The organism is Pseudomonas sp. 18-147 (assembly GCF_051048045.1).
GTDB lineage: Bacteria > Pseudomonadota > Gammaproteobacteria > Pseudomonadales > Pseudomonadaceae > Pseudomonas > Pseudomonas aeruginosa.
Map to the genome: position 1 here is coordinate 4709565 of NZ_CP182296.1, position 17491 is coordinate 4727055.

Consider the following 17491-nt stretch of genomic DNA (forward strand, 5'->3'; position numbering starts at 1 on the left):
ACGACACGGAGCCCCCGATGAAAGCACTGCAATTCGACCGTACCGGCGACCTCGCCGCCCTCGAGCTGGTGGACATGCCCGACCCGCTTCCCGCCGCCGATGAGGTGCGGGTGGAAATCCGCGCCGCCGGGCTGAATCCGAGCGACGTGAAGAACGTCCTCGGCCGCTTCCCCTATACCACCCTGCCCCGGGTACCGGGCCGCGACTTCGCCGGGGTGGTGGTGGAGGGACCGAAGGCTCTGCTCGGCCAGGCGGTCTGGGGCACCGGGCGGGAGCCGGGATTCTTCCGCGACGGTAGCCACGCGCAGTTCCTGACCCTGCCGGCCGCCGGCGTCGCGCTCAAGCCGGAAAGCCTGAGCTTCGCCCAGGCCGCCAGTTGCGGGGTGCCCTACAGCACCGCCTGGGACGCCCTGCAACGCAGCCAGGTCAAGGCCGGCACCCGGCTCCTGGTAATCGGCGCCAACGGCGCGGTCGGCAAGGCCGCGCTGGCGCTGGCCAAGGCCCTGGGGGCCGAAGCGATCGGCGCGGTGCGGCGCGAGGAGCAACGCCAGGCGCTGGAAACGCAGGGCATCGCCGCGCTGCTGCTGGGCGAGCCGGCCGAACTGGCGGCACAGGTGGAAGGGATCTTCCCCGGCGGGGCCGAGGTGATCTTCGATACGACCGGTTTCTGGCTCGAGGCGGCGGTCCCGGCGCTGGCCGCCTTCGGTCGCCTGGCGATCATCGCCGCACCGGCCGACGGCCATGTGCGCCTGCCGGCGTTGAACCTGTACCGTCGCGGTGGCTCGGTGGTGGGGATCAACTCGCTGCTCTATGGCGTGGAAGCCTGCGCAGGCTTCCTCGACGCCTTCGGCAAGCTGTTCGACCAAGGCCGCCTGCCGCTGCCGGACGGTCTGCGGGAAGTCCCGCTGGAGCAGGGCGTTGAGCAGTACCGGGCGGTGAACGAAGGCACCTGCGAGAAGATCATCCTGGTGCCTTGAGGACCAGCGGAATCCCGGCGGAACACGCCGGGATTCCGCTGCGCGCAAGACTACTCCGCGCCGACCGCGAGCTTGCGGGCGCTGCGCGCCTCCTCCAGCTGCATGCAGCGCTCGAGGAACAGGTACATGTAGTCGTAGCTCTTGCAGATCGCGTCGCGCAGTTGCCGGCGCAGCTCGGCGCTGGGATTGGTGCCGGCCAGGGTGCAGATGATCTCCAGCGCCTCCCAGGGGTGGGCATCGTCGTACTGGGCGTGGAGCTTGAGCCACTTCATGGCGCGCTTGCGGCCTTCCTTGGGGAAGGCGTTTTCGTAGACGCCGTTCGAACAGACCAGCGCCGACCACTCGCCGGTGACGCCTTCGATGGCGTAGTTGGTGGCGGCCATGGCCACCGCCAGTGAGTCGCTGGCGCAGGTGTGCCAGCACCAGTGGCTGAGCGCGTGCAGTTCGGCCGGCACGTCTTGCGCCTGGATCTCGGCCAGGCTCACGCCGTGGGCCTCGGCCCAGTGCAGCCAGTAGTCGGCGTGGTTGAGTTCGACCCGAATGTTGCGCATCAGCCAGCGGCGCGCCATGTCTTCGCCGGGATGGCGGGCGAAACGGGTCTTCAGCAGGTTCTGCGACATGTACAAGGGGAACTGCTCGACCACCGGCCAGCCGCCGATCAGGTACAGGCGCATCAGCGCCGGGCTCAGCTCGGCGTCGCGCATGCGCCGGTACAGCTCGTGACCGGAAACCCGGTCCTTGCTCGCCTGGCAGTCGACGATCAGTTGCTGCGCCCACTGCGGATAGCTTCCCGCCTCCTGCAAGGGGCCCGTACGGTCAAAGAACTCGCTCACACCCGTCTCCCTTCTCTTCTTGTCGGCAACGGCCTCATAGCAGCGAAACTACTCTTTCTTCGCCCCGCGGTCACCTACCGGAGGTTCTGTCCCAGGCTCGGCCACAGGCCCTGGGCATCCACTCCAGCCCCCGGAGGCTGGCGACTGAACGGCAGGGGCGCGCCGATGGCCAGGCCCTGGGCATAGTCGATGCCGATCTCGCGCAGCGCTTCCATGACTTCGACGGTCTCGACGAACTCCGCGATGGTCCGTTTGCCCATCACGTGGCCGATATGGTTGATCACCTGGACCATGGCGCGATCGATGGGATCCTCGAGCATGTCCTTGACGAAGCTGCCATCGATCTTCAGGTAATCCACCGGCAGGTGCTTGAGGTAGATGAAGGACGACATGCCGGCGCAGAAATCGTCCAGGGAGAAACGACAACCGGTGTCCTTGAGCTCGTTGATGAAGCGGATGGCGCTGGCCAGGTTGGCAACCGCCACGGTTTCGGTGACCTCGAAGCAGATCGTCTGCGGCGGAATGCGGTAACGGGCGAACAGCTCGGTGAGGAACTGCAGGAACGACTCGTCGCCGATGGTCGCGCCGGAGAGATTGATGGCGCAGGTGCCGATCGGCTCGGCGCGAGGGTCCTGGGCGCGCTCGACAAGGGTGCGGAAGGCATTCTCCACCACCCAGCGATCGATCAGCGTCATCAGGCCGTAGCGCTCGGCGGCGGGTATGAAGCTCAGCGGCGGCACCAGGCGCCCGCCCTCGTCGCGCAGGCGCAGCAGCAGTTCGACGTGCAAGCCCTCCTCCGCACCTTCGCCCAGCGGCACGATGGGCTGGGCATAGAGACTGAAGCGGTCTTCCTCCAGCGCCAGGTGGATGCGCTGGACCCAGGTCATCTCGCCGAAGCGCATCGATAGTTCGACGTCGTCCTGATGGAACACCTGGACCCGGTTGCGGCCCTTTTCCTTGGCCATGTAGCAGGCCATATCGGCGGAGCGCAGCGCCTCCTCGAGGGTCGAGATACCCGGCAGCAGGTGCACCAGGCCAACGCTGACGGTGCAGTTGAACGGCTGCCCGCTCCAGGTGAAGTGCAGGTCCTGGATGGTCTTGCGCAGATGGTCGGCGATCTCCACGGCTTTTTCCGCCGGACAGTTCTCCAGCAGGATGCCGAACTCGTCGCCGCCCAGCCGCGCCAGCGTGTCGCCCTCGCGCAAGCCTTGTTGCAGCAGGGTACAGACCTGGCGCAGCAGTTCGTCGCCGGCGGCGTGGCCGCAGGTGTCGTTGACCAGCTTGAACTGGTCCAGGTCGAGGAACATCAGGGCGTGCCGCCCGCTGTTGCGCTCCAGGCGTTCCAGCGCTATCTGCAGGCGATACTCGAACTCGCGGCGGTTGGTCAGCCCGGTCAACGCATCGTGGGTCGCCTGCCAGGACAGGCGCGCCATGTACTGGCGCTCGCGGGTCATGTCGTGAAGCACCAGGACCACCCCGGTGATCTCGGCGCCACGGTGGATCGGCGCGCCCACCAGGGTCACCGGCACGCTGCTGCCGTCGTGACGCAGAACCAGCTTGGAATGCTCGCGACCGCCGTCGATCTCGCCGCTGAGGATCTGCTCGATCAGCAGCATGCCCTCCTCCCGCGAGCTTTCGTCGACGATCCGGAACAGCGACGCCAGGGGCAGGCCGCGGGCCTTGTCCAGCGTCCAGTTGGTCATCTGCTCGGCGGCCGGGTTGAGGTAGGAAATGCCCCCCTGGGTGTCGGCGGTGATCACTCCGTCGCCGATCGAGGCCAGGGTGATCTGGGCCCGTTCGCGCTCGGCATCGAGGGCGTTCTCCACTTCCTGGCGCTGCATCAGTTGCTGCCGGGTCCGCAGGAACGCCAGGAGGATGAGCACGCTGGCGGTGGTCAGGTTGGCCACCAGCAGCAGCCTGAGCAAGGCCCGCGAGCCCTCGCCAAGGGCGTCGCTGAAGGCCTTGGCCGCCGGCGTGACCTTCTCGTTGATCGCGTGGATCTCGGTCTTCCACTGTTGCACCTGCTCGGCGCTGGCCTGCCCGGCGCCGATGCCCGCGCGCATCTTGCCGGCGACATCGATCAGTTCCATGACGTACTTGTCGCCCACCAGCCACAGCTCGATGGCGCGCTCGAAGTAACTGAAGTCGTGGAAGTTGCGGTACAGCCAGATGATCGCGGTAACGTCGTCGGCATGGTTGCCGCCCTTGAGGATGCCCTGGCGGGCCGCCTCGATGTCCGGGTCGGGCTGGTCCAGGGCAAGGCGCATCTCGCGGTCGCCGAGGGGGATCGCGATGGCCTCCTCGTAGCGGCGGAAGTCTTCGTCGGCGCGTGAGTCGGCATAGAGGGTGAGGTAGTAGATGGCATCCTTCTGGCCCTTCGACCAGAGGCTTTCGCCGCCGACATAGCTGCGCACCGCGGAGAGGACGTAGAGACTGCCGCCCGCCAGCATGGCCTGCAGCAGCACCACGACGATGAAGGGCCATACCAGGCCGAGCAGGCGGGGCTTGTCGAGAGTCCGGTTCTGCCTCATTCCATCTACCATTCAAACTGGCGCTAAGCGATCGGGCGCCGTCTCCGTCACCCCTGACTGCATCACCTGTCGGCCGCTCAAGATCCCGTCGCAGAACTCCCGAGGCCTTGCCTGCCGGCAGCCACGACGCTGGAGGAGGCGGACACCTGGCAAACAGTAGGAGTCTAGTGGCTGTTTGCCGAACCTGCCCTGCACCTGGCGGAACAGACAGCGTTTTTTATTGCCGCAGCCAATAAAAACCGGATGTCTTATATGGAATATACGAGAAAAACCGCCAGGCGACAGCCTGGCGCCTCACATCTGTTGCAGATGTCCGTAGAGCCGGGCGTAGAGGCCGCCTTCGGCGATCAGTTGCTGGTGATCGCCGTCTTCGGCGATATGCCCGCCATCGAAGACCAGGACCCGGTCGGCCTGCTTCACCGCCGACAGCCGATGGGCCACGATCAATGTGGTGCGGCCTTCGAGGAAGTCCCCGAGCGCCTGGTGCAGGGCGTACTCGGTAGCGGCGTCGAGGGCCGAGGTGGCCTCGTCGAGGATCACCACCTTGGGCTCGGCGAGGATCATCCGGGCGATCGCCAGGCGCTGCCGCTGACCGCCCGACAGGCGCACCCCGGAACGCCCGACCACGGTGTCCAGCCCCTGCGGCAGGCGCCGCACGCCGTCGGCCAACTGGGCGATCTCCAAAGCCCGCCAGCAGGCCTGGTCACTGCGTTCGCGGCCCATGGTCAGGTTGGCCCGCACGCTGTCGTTGAACAGCGCCGGATGCTGGAGGACCACCGCGACATGTTCGCGCACGCAGTCCAGGCCGATTTCCTCCAGGGGCACCCCGCCGTAGCGGATGCTGCCGCGCTGCGCACTGTAGAGGCCGAGCAGCAGTTGCACCAGCGTGCTCTTGCCGCCGCCGCTGGCGCCGACCAGGGCAACCTTCTCGCCGGCGCCGATGTTCAGGTCCAACTGCTCCAGGACCTTGTCCTCGCCGTAGGCGAAATCCAGCCCGCGCACCTCGATGCCAACGGTCGTGCGGCCGGCGAACGGATCGCGCAGCGGCGGGTAGCGCGGCTCGTCGGCCCGCGCCAGCAACTCGTTGATCCGCTGCAACGCGCCGCCAGCGGCGTAGTAGGCGTATTGCAGGCCGAGCAGCTGTTCGACCGGACCGATCATGAACCAGAGGTAGCTGAACACCGCGAGCATCTGGCCGATCGACAGGTCCGAGAGCAGCACGGTGAGCATCGCCGCGGCGCGGAACACGTCGATGCCGAACTGGAACAGCAGGCCGCTGGCGCGCCCGGCGGCGTCGCTCTTCCATTGCGAGGCCACGGCGTAGTCGCGGACCTCCTGGGCGCGGTGGCCGAGGCGGCCGAGGAAATAGCCCTGGCGATTGCCGGCGCGGACTTCCTGGATCGCCTCGAGGGTCTCGGTGAGCGCCTGGGTGAAGCGCGCGGTGCTGTCGTTCTCGAGCTTCTTGAGATGCTTGACGCGCTTGCCCAGCTGCACCGTGGACCAGATCACCAGCGGGTTGAACAGCAGGATCAGCAAGGCCAGCTGCCAGTGCATCCAGACCAGGATCGCGGCGGTGCCGAGCAGCGTCAGCAAGGCGACCAGGAAGCGGCTGAGGGTTTCCCCGACGAACTTGTCCAGGGTATCCAGGTCGGTGACCAGGTGGGCGCTGATCGACCCGCCGCCGAGGGTTTCGTATTCGCCCAGGGCGATATGCCGGAGGCGCTCGATCAGACGCAGGCGGATGCGGTAGACGATGTCCTTGGACAGCCGCGCGAACAGCTTCGCCTGGAGCACGTTGAACACCAGCGCCGCCCCCCGCAACAGAAGGGTCGCCGCCAGCATCAGGCCGATGTAGCCGAACGCCACCTGCCAGTCGGCGGGCAACAGGCGGTCCATGAAACGCAGCGCGCCGTCACCCTTGCCGAGCAGCACTTCGTCCACCAGCAGCGGCAGCAGCAAGGGAATCGGCACGGTGCAGAGGGTGGCCAGCACCGCCACCAGGTTGGCGAACAACAGGGCTTTCTTATGGCGCAGTGCGAGTCGACGAATCTCCGCCCAGCTCAGGCGGTCTCCGCGCTCACTCATGCCGGCCCCGTTCCAGCCAGCGGCCGAGCAAGGGTGAAAGTTCGGCAAGCGGCTGGTAGCCGTTGGTGAGCAACGCCAGTTGGCCGTTGCGTTCGGCCAGCAGGGTCGGGAACCCGGCGATGCCGAGATCCTGGACCCAGGCGAAATCGGCGGCGGTGGCGTCACGCGCCTCGCCGCTGTCGAAGGCCGCGGCGAACTCGATGCGCGGAAGCCCCACCGCTTCCGCCAGGCCGGCGAGCACCGCCGCCTGGGTGACATCGCGACCCTCGGCGTAGAACGCCCGCTGGATCGCCCTTACCAGCGGCCAGGCGCTTTCCTCGTCGAGGCTGCGCGCCGCCACCAGGGCCCGGCAGGCCGGCTCGGTGTCATAGACGAAGCCTTCGGGCAACGCGTCGTCGAAGCGGAACGGCTGGCCGGTGGTCTGCTGCACGGTCTGCCAGTGGCCGAGGATGTAGCCGCGGGTATTCGGGTCGAGCGCCGCGCCGTGGCCGGCGCGCAGGCCACCGGCTACCAGGTGGAAAGCGACGCCGTCGGCGGCCGCCTGCCGGGACAGCGCCTCGGCGACCGGGGCGAAGCCCCAGCACCAGGAGCACATGGGGTCCATCACGTACAGCAGGCGGGCCTTGGCCAAGGTTCAGTTCTCCAGCGTGGACTGGCGCGGATCGCGACCGAGCGGGTGCGGCTGGTTGCGCTGCCGCGCCAGTTCGATCTGTTTCTGCCGCTCGCGGGCGCCGGCGCGGGTCTTCTCGCTCAGCGAGTCCCAGCAGTGCGGACAGCTGATGCCGGGCACGTAGTGCTCGGACTGGCGGTCCTCCAGCGAAACCGGGTTGCGGCAGGCGTGGCACTGATCGTACTCGCCCTCGCTAAGATCGTGGCGCACGGTCACGCGGTTGTCGAATACGAAGCAGTCGCCGCGCCACAGGCTCTGTTCCTGCGGCACCTCTTCGAGGTACTTGAGGATGCCGCCCTTGAGGTGGAAGACCTCCTCGAAACCGGCGCCGAGCATGTAGCTGGAAGCCTTCTCGCAGCGGATGCCGCCGGTGCAGAACATCGCCACCTTCTTGTGCCGCGCCGGGTCGTAGTGGGCCTTGATGTACTCGGGGAACTCGCGGAACGACCTGGTCTTCGGATCGACCGCGCCCTCGAAGGTGCCGATCGCCACCTCGTAGTCGTTGCGGGTATCGATCAGCAGGACTTCCGGATCGCTGATCAGGGCATTCCAGTCCTTCGCCTCGACATACTGGCCGACCTGCTTGTTCGGATCGACGCCAGGCACGCCGAGGGTGACGATTTCCTTCTTCAGCTTGACCTTGGTGCGGTAGAAGGGCTGTTCGTCGCAGTAGGATTCCTTGTGCTCGATATCGGCCAGCCGGGGATCGCTGCGCAGCCAGGCGAACAGCGCATCGATGCCTTCGCGGCTACCGGAGACGGTGCCGTTGATGCCTTCCTCGGCCAGCAGCAAGGTGCCTTTCACACCGTTGTCGAGCAGGGTTTGCAGCAGGGGTTCACGCAGCGCCACGTAATCGTCGAGAGTCACGAACTTGTACAGCGCCGCCACGACGATGGATGTCATGGGGATATAGCCTCCAGGTGGTCGCCCGCGTAAAGGGCGGACCGGAACGAAAAGCGCCAGCCGCTGGCGCCATGGAAACGACAACGCCGGCGGAAGGCCGGCGCTGGGTGCGTAGTCTAGCGCAGCAGGGGCAGGCTCTGCACCCCGCCGCGACGGACGCCGTCTCAGGGTATGTCGTGCTTGCTCCCGCCGCGGCAGGTCGGCGAGGCCGGCACCGCGGCCTGGCTCCACTCCTCAGGGGTGAAGGTATGCAGCGCCAGGGCGTGGAACTCGCCCATCAACCCACCGAGGGTGGCATATACCTTCTGGTGCCGCTTCACCGCGTTCAACCCGGCGAACTGCGGGCTGACCAGCACCACCTTGAAGTGGGTCTCCAGCCCGCGGCTGTGCATGTGGCTCTCGTCGAGCACCTCGACGTGTTGCGGATCGAGGGGCTGCAGGGCGGTCTGGATACGGTCACGCATGCTCATCGCGAATCACGACTCACTTTTTCTTCTGGGCCGGCGCGGCGACGCCGAGTTCCTTGTCCATGTCGGCCATCAGCTTGTTCACCGGCTCGACGGCGCCTTGCAGCTTGGCCTGGGTCAGTTGGGCGGATTCGGCGGTCAGGCGCGGCATCTTCTCCAGCACCTTCTTGCCCAGCGGCGACTGGTAGAAGGCATTCAGGTCCTTCAGCTCGGACTCGGTGAAGTTGGTGGTGTAGAGCTTGATCAGCTCGGGCTTGATCTTGTCCCAGCCGATGGCGCGGTCCAGTTCGGCATTGGCCTTGGCCTGGTAACGCTCGAGAACCGCCTTCTTGCTCTCCGGCGCCTTGGCCTGGGCGAAGCGCTGGGCCAGCATCTGCTGCACCTGGGCATAGACCGGGACCGTCAGCTTGTCGGCATGGACCAGCTTGAGGAATTGCTCGGCCTGGCTGGCGGAATCGGCCATGGCCATGGAGCTGAGGCTGAGCAGCACGGCGCTGCCGATGAGGCGAAGACGGGTCATGGAAAATCCTTGAGGTTGGGTAGATGTGTCCGTGGGACCCGACATTCTGCGCCTAAGTTCGAAATCCGCTCAAGCGCGGCGCCGAATATCGGGAGAATCCTATCCGGCGCCCGCCCGCTCCATGCCGTCTACTATCAGTTCTGTAGTGGGTACTTGCCGCCTTCCTTCCGCAGCCGGCATGCTTGCGTCAGCCTGTCACATGGATGTGTTAGATGAACGGAACCGCCGCCGATACCCTCGCCGTATCGCCCCCGCCCCTGCGCAACCTCTGCGACGGCCACGGCCGGCTCGATCCCCGGGCGGTCGGCTGGTCCGCCCGGCCGCGGGTGCTCTGCCACATCCCCGGCCACTTCGGCCGGCGCAAGCGCTGGAACCACTGGTGCATCGTCAGCCCCGGCTGGATGCTCTCGCTGACCATCGCCGACCTCGACTACCTGACCTACGGCGCCGCCTATTTCCTCGACCTGGACAGCGGCCAGGCGGTAGCGCACACGCAGATCCGCTTCTTCGGCCTCGGCTGCCAGTTGCCCGACGAGCCGCAGGCCAGCCATGCCTTCGAGCATCCCCGCCTGCAATTGCGCTTCGACGAACAGCCCGGGCGCCTGCGCGTCACCGGCCAGGCCCCGGACCTCGGTGGCCTGCCGCTGGAGCTGGCGCTGGAAGTGCGACGACCGTCGCACCTGGAGTCGGTGAACCTGGTGGTGCCGATGGGCGAACACACCTTCCATGCCTGCAGCCGCCAGCTCGGCCTGCCGATCAGCGGCTGCCTGCAGCTCGGCCGCCGACGCTACGACTGCCAGGCGGGCCAGAGCTTCGCCGCGCTGGACTTCGGCCGCGGCGTCTGGCCGCTGCATACCTACTGGACCCGCGCCGCCTTCGCCGCCCCCGGCGGCATCGCCGGCAACTTCGGCACCGGCTGGACCGAAGCCAGCGACCTGCGCGAGAACGCCCTGTGGTTCGGCGGCAAGCTCAGCCGCGTGCTCGACGACGTGCACATCCGCGAGCCTCGCGACCCGCTGGCCGAATGGCGCCTGGACAGCGCCTGCGGTCGCGTCGAGCTGCTCTTCCGTCCCGAACAGCTGCACCAGGCGCGGCCCAGCGTCGGCCTGTTCTATGCCAATACCCGCCAGTGGTTCGGCCGTTTCAACGGCACCCTGCGCCACGACGACGGCGACTGCGTGCCGGTGGACGGCGCCCTCGGCTGGATCGGTTCGACCCGCGCGCGCTGGTGAGGCCGGCGGCGGGCAATCTATTTCCGACCCGCAGCGCGGCGAAAAATGCCCACGAGGAAGCGACGGCAGCGGAACCCAAGGCGGGAGCGAAGGCCTAAACTGCCGGATACGCACCCTGGAGAACACTCATGAGCCGGACCGAAACCGATAGCCTGGGCACCATCGAGGTGCCCGACGACGCCTACTGGGGCGCCCAGACCCAGCGTTCGCTGGAGAACTTCGCCATCGGCGGCCAGCGCATGCCGCTCGCCGTGATCCACGCCCTGGCGCTGATCAAGAAAGCCGCCGCGCGGGTCAACGACCACCTCGGCGAACTGCCGCCGGAAGTCGCCCGGCTGATCGAACAGGCCGCCGACGAAGTCCTCGCAGGCCGCCACGACGAACACTTCCCGCTGGTGGTCTGGCAGACCGGCAGCGGCACCCAGACCAACATGAACGTCAACGAGGTGATCGCTGGCCGCGCCAACGAACTGGCCGGCAATCCGCGTGGCGGCAAGTCGCCGGTGCATCCCAACGACCACGTCAACCGCGCGCAGAGTTCCAACGACAGCTTCCCCACCGCCATGCACATCGCCGCCGCCAAGGCCGTGCACGAACAATTGCTGCCGGCCATCGCCGAGCTTTCCGGCGGTCTCGCCGAACAGTCGGCGCGGCACGCCAGCCTGGTCAAGACCGGGCGCACCCACCTGATGGACGCCACGCCGATCACCTTCGGCCAGGAGCTCTCGGCCTTCGTCGCCCAGCTCGACTATGCCGAGCGCGCCATCCGCGCGGCGCTGCCGGCGGTCTACCAGTTGGCCCAGGGCGGCACCGCGGTGGGCACCGGGCTCAACGCGCCGAAGGGCTTCGCCGACGCCATCGCCGCGGAAATCGCCGCCGAATCGGGCCTGCCCTTCGTCGCCGCGCCGAACAAGTTCGCCGCCCTGGCCGGCCACGAGCCGCTGGTCATCCTCTCCGGCGCCCTGAAGAGCCTGGCGGTGGCCCTGATGAAGATCGCCAACGACCTGCGCCTGCTCGGCTCAGGCCCACGCGCCGGCTTCGCCGAGGTGAAGCTGCCGGCCAACGAGCCGGGCAGCTCGATCATGCCCGGCAAGGTCAACCCGACCCAGTGCGAGGCGCTGTCGATGCTGGCCTGCCAGGTCATGGGCAACGACAGCACGATTTCCTTCGCCGCCAGCCAGGGCCATCTGCAACTCAACGTGTTCAAGCCGGTGATCGTCTACAACCTGCTGGAGTCCATCCGCCTGCTCGCCGACGGCTGCCGCAACTTCAACAAGCATTGCGTCGCCGGCCTGGAGCCGGACGCCCAGCGCATGGCCGACCTGCTGGAGCGCGGCCTGATGCTGGTCACCGCACTGAACCCGCACATCGGCTACGACAAGGCCGCCGAAATCGCCAAGAAGGCCTACGCCGAAGGCACCACCCTGCGCGCCGCGGCGCTGCAGCTGGGCTACCTGGACGAAGCGCAGTTCGACGAATGGGTACGGCCGGAGCAGATGCTGGAGGCCGGCCACCATGGTTGAAACCGCCAAGACCGGCGCCACCCCACTGGAAGGCGACGGCAAGCGCATCCTGCTGATCGTCGGCTCGCCCAAGCGCAAGAGCTTCTGCCACCTGCTCGCCGAATGCTACGCCCAGGGCGCGCGCAGCAAGGATCACGTGGTGCGCGAACTGAAGCTGGGCGAGCTGGCCTTCGACCCGATCCTCCACGAAGGCTACGAACAGAGCCAGGTGCTCGAACCCGACCTGCTGGAAGCGCAGCGGCAGATCCACTGGGCCGAGCACCTGGTGTTCGTCTACCCGGTCTGGTGGGGCGGCCTGCCGGCGCTGCTGCAGGGCTTCTTCGACCGCGCCCTGCAGCCGGGCTTCGCCTTCCGCTACCGCGGCACCCAGGACAAGGACTGGGAGCAACTGCTGGGCGGGCGCAGCGCCGACCTGCTGGTCTGCCACGACCAGCCGCTGTCGCGGCTGCGCTTCCTCAAGGGCCCGCCGGCGCACCGGCAGATGGTGCGCAGCGTGCTCGGCGCCTGTGGCATCGCCACCCGCCGCCTGGAAGAGTTCGCGCCGATGCGCAGTTCCAGCGAGGAACAGCGCCAGGGCTGGCTGCGTCGCGCCGAACAGCTCGGCAGCCAGGTCTAGTTCCCTTCCCGCCCGGCTGCGGCCGGGCGCGGACACTGATCGTTCTGACAGGTCCGCCACCTTCCCGCCGGCTTCCCTTCCCCGCCCCCATGGCGGCCCTTTGCCTGCCTCTACCGGCTCACAGTGCGGGTGCCGACCGCTTTGCATTCCGCGACATCCATCAGGAATGGGTAGCGAATCTGACCGGCCCGTCACATTTGGTAGGGACCTCAAACCGGCACCGAGGGCTAGGATCAGCCCGCTTCGAAATGAATCCGGTTCTGGAAAAAAGGACTTGTCATGAAACACTACTCAGCCACCCTGGCACTCCTGCCACTCACCCTCGCCCTGTTCCTGCCCCAGGCAGCCCATGCCCACGGCTCGATGGAAACGCCGCCCAGTCGGGTCTACGGCTGCTTCCTCGAAGGTCCGGAGAATCCCAAGTCGGCCGCCTGCAAGGCCGCCGTCGCCGCCGGCGGCACCCAGGCGCTGTACGACTGGAATGGCGTCAACCAGGGCAACGCCAACGGCAACCACCAGGCGGTGGTCCCCGACGGCCAGCTCTGCGGCGCCGGCAAGGCACTGTTCAAGGGCCTGAACCTGGCTCGCAGCGACTGGCCCAGCACTGCCATCGCGCCGGACGCCAGCGGCAACTTCCAGTTCGTCTACAAGGCCAGCGCGCCGCACGCGACCCGCTACTTCGACTTCTACATCACCAAGGACGGCTACAACCCCGAGAAGCCGCTGGCCTGGAGCGACCTGGAACCCGCGCCGTTCTGCTCGATCACCAGCGTCAAGCTGGAGAACGGCACCTACCGGATGAACTGCCCGCTGCCCCAGGGCAAGACCGGCAAGCATGTGATCTATAACGTCTGGCAGCGCTCGGACAGCCCGGAAGCCTTCTACGCCTGCATCGACGTGAGCTTCAGCGGCGCCGTCGCCAACCCCTGGCAAGCGCTGGGCAACCTGCGCGCGCAGCAGGACCTGCCAGCCGGTGCTACCGTCACCCTGCGTCTGTTCGATGCCCAGGGCCGCGACGCCCAGCGTCACAGCCTGACCCTGGCCCAGGGCACCAACGGTGCCAAGCAATGGCCGCTGGCGCTGGCGCAGAAGGTCAACCAGGACTCCACCCTGGTCAACGTCGGCGTACTGGATGCCTACGGGGCGGTCAGCCCGGTGGCCAGCTCGCAGGACAACCAGGTCTACGTGCGCCAGGCCGGCTACCGCTTCCAGGTCGACATCGAACTGCCGGTCGAGGGCGGCGGCGAGCAACCGGGCGGCGACGGCAAGGTCGACTTCGACTATCCGCAAGGCCTGCAGCAATACGACGCCGGGACCGTAGTGCGCGGTGCCGATGGCAAGCGCTACCAGTGCAAGCCCTACCCGAACTCCGGCTGGTGCAAGGGCTGGGACCTCTACTACGCCCCGGGCAAGGGCATGGCCTGGCAGGACGCCTGGACCCTGCTGTAACGCCCTCGACTGCCGCCCGCTCCGGGCGGCAGTCGTTTTCGCCGCCAGGCACCCGCCGCGAGACGGCGAATCCGCGCAACGGTACAGTCCCCCGGCGAAACCCTGGCTACGTGTGCCTGTTCAATCTGCCGTGCGCTCCCTAGGCTGGTCCGACCACCAGCACGGGGAAACCACGCATGCCTTTTTCTCTCGCCGCCCTCCAACAGGCCGCCGCCATCGTCCACCAGAGCCTGCCGCCGACGCCGCAGATACGCTGGCCGCTGCTATGCGAGGCACTGGGTTGCGAAGTGTGGATGAAGCACGAGAACCACCTGCCGGTGGGGGCCTTCAAACTGCGCGGCGGCCTGGTGTATTTCCACCACCTGGCGCACCAGGGCGAGCGGCCGGCCGCCGTGATCAGCGCGACCCGCGGCAACCACGGCCAGTCGGTGGCCTTCTCGGCGAGCCGCTACGGCATCCAGCCGATCATCGTCGTCCCGCACGGCAACAGCCGCGAGAAGAACGCGGCGATGCGCAGCCTTGGCGCGGAGCTGATCGAGCACGGCGAGGACTTCCAGGCCTCCCGCGAATACGCCGCCGAGCGCGCCCGGCGCGAAGGCCTGCACCTGATTCCGGCGTTCCATCCCTGGCTGGTGGCCGGGGTCGCCAGCTACAGCCTGGAGTTGTTCGCCGCGCTGGCCGACCTTGACGAAGTCTACGTGCCGATCGGTATGGGTTCGGGCATCTGCGGCCTGATCGCCGCGCGCGACGCGCTGGGCCTGAAGACCCGCATCGTCGGCGTGGTGTCCGCCCATGCGCCGGCCTACGCCCTGTCGTTCGAGGCCGGCACGGCGATCAGCCACCCGGTCGACACCCGCCTGGCCGACGGCATGGCGTGCAGTACGCCGGACCCGAGCGCGCTGGAAATGATCCTGGCCGGCGCCGATCGCCTGGTGCGGGTCAGCGACAGGGAGATCGGCGCGGCCATGCGCCTGTGCTTCACCAGCACCCACAACGTCGCCGAGGGCGCCGGGGTGGCGGCGCTGGCCGCCGCCTGGCAGGAGCGCGAGCGCCTGAAGGGGCTGAAGGTAGGCCTGATCCTCAGCGGAGCGAACGTCGACCGCGAGGTATTCGCCGAGCAACTGGCCGCCGGCGACTGAGCCGGCGCCGCTAGGCCAGCCCCGCGAGGAGCAGCAGCCACCAGGCGAGCACCAGCAACTGCACGAAGAAGCCGGCAAAACGCAGCCAGACGAACAGCGCGGAGGTGCTGACCAGGTGCATCAGCGACTGGAACAGCCGGGCGCCGAGCACCAGTGGCGCCAACGGGTCGGTCAGGCTGCTCTGCCCGCTGGCGATCGCGTAGAGCAGCGCGCCGGCCAGCAGCGGCAGGTTCTCCACGCAGTTGGCATGGACTCGCACCAGCCGCTGGCCGAAACCGCCAGGCGTGTTGCTGCCATCGGCGGCGAAGGCGTTCACCGCCATCCGCCCGCCGAGTACCAGCAGGCCGCGCTGGCTGACCAGCAGGAAGACCAGCAACAGGGTCCAGGCGATCAGGCCGAGCAGGCAGATCGCGCTAGGGCTGAGAAACATGGATGACGCTCCTTCTATTGTGTTGTCGTGGGAAGGATGAAGCGTCTGGATTCTAGGCCGGCTAGAGCAATTGCTCTATTCGCAGTCCGCCGTCCTTAAGTCGTGTTCTGCCGGCACGCCGCTCGGCCCCGATGTACGCCGTCGGCGTATGCGTAACCGGACGACCCACTGCCCGCGGCCTTCCGAACGGACAAAGAAAAGCCCCGCCGAAGCGGGGCCTTCCTTGCACGCAGCACTCAGGGCTGTCTTCTCATCAGAGCGAATCGAGATAGCGCTCCACATCCAGCGCGGCCATGCAGCCGGCGCCGGCCGAGGTGATCGCCTGGCGGTAGACGTGGTCGGCCACGTCGCCGGCGGCGAACACACCCGGTACGTTGGTCGCGGTGGCGTTGCCTTCGCGCCCGCCGTTGACCACCAGGTAGCCGTCCTTCAGGGCCAGTTGCCCTTCGAACAGCGAGGTATTGGGAGTATGGCCGATGGCGACGAACATGCCATCCACGGCGATCTCCTCGCTGCCACCATCGCGGGTCTTCAGGCGCACGCCGGTGACGCCCATCGTGTCGCCAAGCACCTCATCGACCTCGGCGTTGAGCTTGAGCACTATCTTGCCTTCGGCGACCCGCGCCTGCAGCTTGTCCTGGAGAATCTTCTCGGCGCGGAAGGTTTCGCGACGATGCACCAGGGTCACCCGGCTGGCGATGTTGGCCAGGTACAGGGCCTCTTCGACAGCGGTATTGCCGCCGCCGATCACCGCCACTTCGCGGTTGCGGTAGAAGAAACCGTCGCAGGTGGCGCAGGCCGACACGCCCTTGCCCATGAACGCCTGCTCCGACGGCAACCCCAGGTAGCGCGCGCTGGCACCGGTGGCGACGATCAGTGCGTCGCAGGTGTAGGTGCCATTGTCGCCGCGCAGGGTGAACGGCTTGCCGGCCAGGTCCACGGCATGAATGTGGTCGAAGACGATCTCGGTCTCGAAGCGCTCAGCGTGCTCCTGCATCCGCTGCATCAGTGCCGGGCCGGTCAGGCCGTGGGGATCGCCCGGCCAGTTGTCGACCTCGGTGGTGGTGGTCAACTGGCCGCCGGCCTGCATGCCGGTGATCAGCAGCGGCTTGAGGTTGGCGCGCGCGGCGTAGACAGCCGCGCTGTAACCGGCGGGACCGGAACCGAGGATGATCACTCGGGCGTGGCGGAGGGTATCGGGCATCTCGTCGGACTCCTGCCGACATCAGCGTCGGCGCGAATAAAAACGGGGCCACCAAAGCACATGGGGAAGGCTTGGAAGGAGCGGTCGCCCCGGGAAAAGGTCGGCCGGGCACACTTCGCGCCCGGCATCGGGATCACAGTGCCTCGGCGTTCTCGGCCAGGTACGAGGCCACGCCCTCGGCGCTCGCCTTCATGCCTTTCTGGCCCTTGCGCCAGCCGGCCGGGCAGACCTCGCCGTGTTCCTCGGTGAACTGTAGGGCCTCGACCAGGCGCACCATCTCGTCCACCTCGCGCCCCAGCGGCAGGTTGTTCACCACTTGGTGCTGGACCACCCCGGCGCGGTCGATCAGGAACGAAGCACGCAAGGCCACGCCGTCCTCGTGCTCGATGCCGTAGGCGCGGGTGATCTCGTGCTTGACGTCGGCGACCATGGTGAACTCGACCGCACCGATGCCGCCCTTCTCCACCGGCGTGCTGCGCCAGGCGTGATGGGTGAACTGCGAGTCGATGGAGACACCGACCACCTCGACGCCCAGCTCGCGGAACTTATCCATGCGGTTGTTGTGGGCGATGATTTCCGAGGGGCAGACGAAAGTGAAGTCGAGCGGCCAGAAGAACAGTACGACGTACTTGCCGCGCAGGCTGGAAAGCTGGAAGGCATCGACGATGGAACCGTCGCCGAGGACCGCGGCGGCAGTGAAATCGGGGGCTTGCTTGTTGACCAGTACGCTCATCGCGAGGCTCCTAGAAGGTTGGGTTGCGCCCGGCGACGCCAGGCTCCCGAAAGAATATGCAGCGCAGGTTACCCAGCCACGACGATGCATTGAAATGTCGAATTTCAATTCGCACGATAGAGTCAGCCTATGCTCTCAACCTGCGGCTAGACTCATGCTGTCGCCCATTACCCGTCCTC

The 17491-nt window shown here is 67.3% G+C and carries 16 protein-coding genes; 6 read left to right on the plus strand and 10 right to left on the minus strand.

What is annotated here, in order from left to right:
- The first annotated feature begins 17 nt into the window (after positions 1-17).
- Positions 18-977: a quinone oxidoreductase family protein gene (locus ACM0M4_RS22330; protein WP_003106575.1), complete on the plus strand. Its 960-nt coding sequence runs from the start codon at positions 18-20 to the stop codon at positions 975-977.
- Between the two features lie 50 nt (positions 978-1027).
- Here ACM0M4_RS22330 and ACM0M4_RS22335 read toward each other — a convergent pair whose 3' ends face one another.
- The 7 genes from ACM0M4_RS22335 to ACM0M4_RS22365 form a co-directional block, all read right to left on the minus strand.
- A complete protein-coding gene (locus ACM0M4_RS22335) occupies positions 1028-1810 on the minus strand; it encodes a TenA family transcriptional regulator (protein ID WP_003106577.1) in 783 nt (260 codons plus the stop codon).
- A gap of 74 nt (positions 1811-1884) precedes the next feature.
- Positions 1885-4341: an EAL domain-containing protein gene (locus ACM0M4_RS22340; RefSeq protein WP_003145639.1), complete on the minus strand. Its 2457-nt coding sequence runs from the start codon at positions 4339-4341 to the stop codon at positions 1885-1887.
- 294 nt (positions 4342-4635) lie between these two features.
- Positions 4636-6426: an ABC transporter ATP-binding protein gene (locus ACM0M4_RS22345; RefSeq protein ID WP_003085865.1), complete on the minus strand. Its 1791-nt coding sequence runs from the start codon at positions 6424-6426 to the stop codon at positions 4636-4638.
- The gene (locus ACM0M4_RS22350) at positions 6419-7021 is read right to left on the minus strand and encodes a DsbA family protein (protein ID WP_003145641.1); all 603 of its coding nucleotides are present in this window, start codon (positions 7019-7021) and stop codon (positions 6419-6421) included. The genes ACM0M4_RS22345 and ACM0M4_RS22350 overlap by 8 nt, the downstream gene beginning before the upstream one ends.
- A 39-nt stretch (positions 7022-7060) precedes the next feature.
- Positions 7061-7999: a rhodanese-related sulfurtransferase gene (locus tag ACM0M4_RS22355; protein ID WP_003085861.1), complete on the minus strand. Its 939-nt coding sequence runs from the start codon at positions 7997-7999 to the stop codon at positions 7061-7063.
- A 164-nt stretch (positions 8000-8163) separates the two neighbouring features.
- On the minus strand, positions 8164-8469 hold the full coding sequence (locus tag ACM0M4_RS22360; RefSeq protein ID WP_003114234.1) for a BolA family protein: 306 nt from the start codon (positions 8467-8469) through the stop codon (positions 8164-8166).
- Positions 8470-8482: 13 nt separating this feature from the next.
- Positions 8483-9031 carry a DUF2059 domain-containing protein gene (locus ACM0M4_RS22365; RefSeq protein ID WP_003120754.1) on the minus strand — a complete coding sequence of 183 codons (549 nt, stop codon included), beginning with the start codon at positions 9029-9031 and terminating at the stop codon, positions 8483-8485.
- 167 nt (positions 9032-9198) lie between these two features.
- Here ACM0M4_RS22365 and ACM0M4_RS22370 point away from each other — a divergent pair, with 167 nt between their 5' ends.
- From ACM0M4_RS22370 to ACM0M4_RS22390, 5 genes are all read left to right on the plus strand, one after another.
- The gene (locus ACM0M4_RS22370; protein ID WP_003114233.1) at positions 9199-10218 is read left to right on the plus strand and encodes a DUF2804 domain-containing protein; all 1020 of its coding nucleotides are present in this window, start codon (positions 9199-9201) and stop codon (positions 10216-10218) included.
- A gap of 128 nt (positions 10219-10346) precedes the next feature.
- On the plus strand, positions 10347-11741 hold the full coding sequence (locus ACM0M4_RS22375) for a class II fumarate hydratase (protein ID WP_003085854.1): 1395 nt from the start codon (positions 10347-10349) through the stop codon (positions 11739-11741).
- A complete protein-coding gene (locus ACM0M4_RS22380; protein WP_003085852.1) occupies positions 11734-12357 on the plus strand; it encodes an NAD(P)H-dependent oxidoreductase in 624 nt (207 codons plus the stop codon). Before ACM0M4_RS22375 ends, ACM0M4_RS22380 begins: the two co-directional genes overlap by 8 nt.
- A 279-nt stretch (positions 12358-12636) precedes the next feature.
- The gene (cbpD, locus tag ACM0M4_RS22385; RefSeq protein ID WP_003145647.1) at positions 12637-13806 is read left to right on the plus strand and encodes a chitin-binding protein CbpD; all 1170 of its coding nucleotides are present in this window, start codon (positions 12637-12639) and stop codon (positions 13804-13806) included.
- Between the two features lie 176 nt (positions 13807-13982).
- Positions 13983-14945: a threonine dehydratase gene (locus tag ACM0M4_RS22390; protein ID WP_003114230.1), complete on the plus strand. Its 963-nt coding sequence runs from the start codon at positions 13983-13985 to the stop codon at positions 14943-14945.
- A gap of 10 nt (positions 14946-14955) precedes the next feature.
- Here the strand turns inward: ACM0M4_RS22390 and ACM0M4_RS22395 are convergent, their stop codons facing one another.
- The 3 genes from ACM0M4_RS22395 to ACM0M4_RS22405 form a co-directional block, all read right to left on the minus strand.
- Positions 14956-15375, minus strand: coding sequence for an MAPEG family protein (locus ACM0M4_RS22395; RefSeq protein WP_003085846.1), 420 nt, complete (start codon positions 15373-15375; stop codon positions 14956-14958).
- Positions 15376-15628: 253 nt separating this feature from the next.
- Positions 15629-16579, minus strand: a complete 951-nt coding sequence (gene trxB / locus ACM0M4_RS22400; protein ID WP_003114229.1) for a thioredoxin-disulfide reductase — start codon at positions 16577-16579, stop codon at positions 15629-15631.
- Positions 16580-16712: 133 nt separating this feature from the next.
- Positions 16713-17312, minus strand: a complete 600-nt coding sequence (locus tag ACM0M4_RS22405; protein WP_003085842.1) for a peroxiredoxin — start codon at positions 17310-17312, stop codon at positions 16713-16715.
- Positions 17313-17491: the final 179 nt, after the last annotated feature.

Coding starts and splice junctions, on each gene's coding strand:
- ACM0M4_RS22330 (WP_003106575.1), top strand. CDS start 18: ATGAAAGCACTGCAATTCGACCGTACCGGCGACCTCGCCGCCCTCGAG.
- ACM0M4_RS22340 (WP_003145639.1), bottom strand. CDS start 4,341: ATGAGGCAGAACCGGACTCTCGACAAGCCCCGCCTGCTCGGCCTGGTA.
- ACM0M4_RS22345 (WP_003085865.1), bottom strand. CDS start 6,426: ATGAGTGAGCGCGGAGACCGCCTGAGCTGGGCGGAGATTCGTCGACTC.
- ACM0M4_RS22350 (WP_003145641.1), bottom strand. CDS start 7,021: ATGTGCTCCTGGTGCTGGGGCTTCGCCCCGGTCGCCGAGGCGCTGTCC.
- ACM0M4_RS22355 (WP_003085861.1), bottom strand. CDS start 7,999: ATGACATCCATCGTCGTGGCGGCGCTGTACAAGTTCGTGACTCTCGAC.
- ACM0M4_RS22360 (WP_003114234.1), bottom strand. CDS start 8,469: ATGAGCATGCGTGACCGTATCCAGACCGCCCTGCAGCCCCTCGATCCG.
- ACM0M4_RS22365 (WP_003120754.1), bottom strand. CDS start 9,031: ATGTCGGGTCCCACGGACACATCTACCCAACCTCAAGGATTTTCCATG.
- ACM0M4_RS22370 (WP_003114233.1), top strand. CDS start 9,199: ATGAACGGAACCGCCGCCGATACCCTCGCCGTATCGCCCCCGCCCCTG.
- ACM0M4_RS22375 (WP_003085854.1), top strand. CDS start 10,347: ATGAGCCGGACCGAAACCGATAGCCTGGGCACCATCGAGGTGCCCGAC.
- ACM0M4_RS22380 (WP_003085852.1), top strand. CDS start 11,734: ATGGTTGAAACCGCCAAGACCGGCGCCACCCCACTGGAAGGCGACGGC.
- cbpD (WP_003145647.1), top strand. CDS start 12,637: ATGAAACACTACTCAGCCACCCTGGCACTCCTGCCACTCACCCTCGCC.
- ACM0M4_RS22390 (WP_003114230.1), top strand. CDS start 13,983: ATGCCTTTTTCTCTCGCCGCCCTCCAACAGGCCGCCGCCATCGTCCAC.
- ACM0M4_RS22395 (WP_003085846.1), bottom strand. CDS start 15,375: ATGTTTCTCAGCCCTAGCGCGATCTGCCTGCTCGGCCTGATCGCCTGG.
- trxB (WP_003114229.1), bottom strand. CDS start 16,579: ATGCCCGATACCCTCCGCCACGCCCGAGTGATCATCCTCGGTTCCGGT.
- ACM0M4_RS22405 (WP_003085842.1), bottom strand. CDS start 17,312: ATGAGCGTACTGGTCAACAAGCAAGCCCCCGATTTCACTGCCGCCGCG.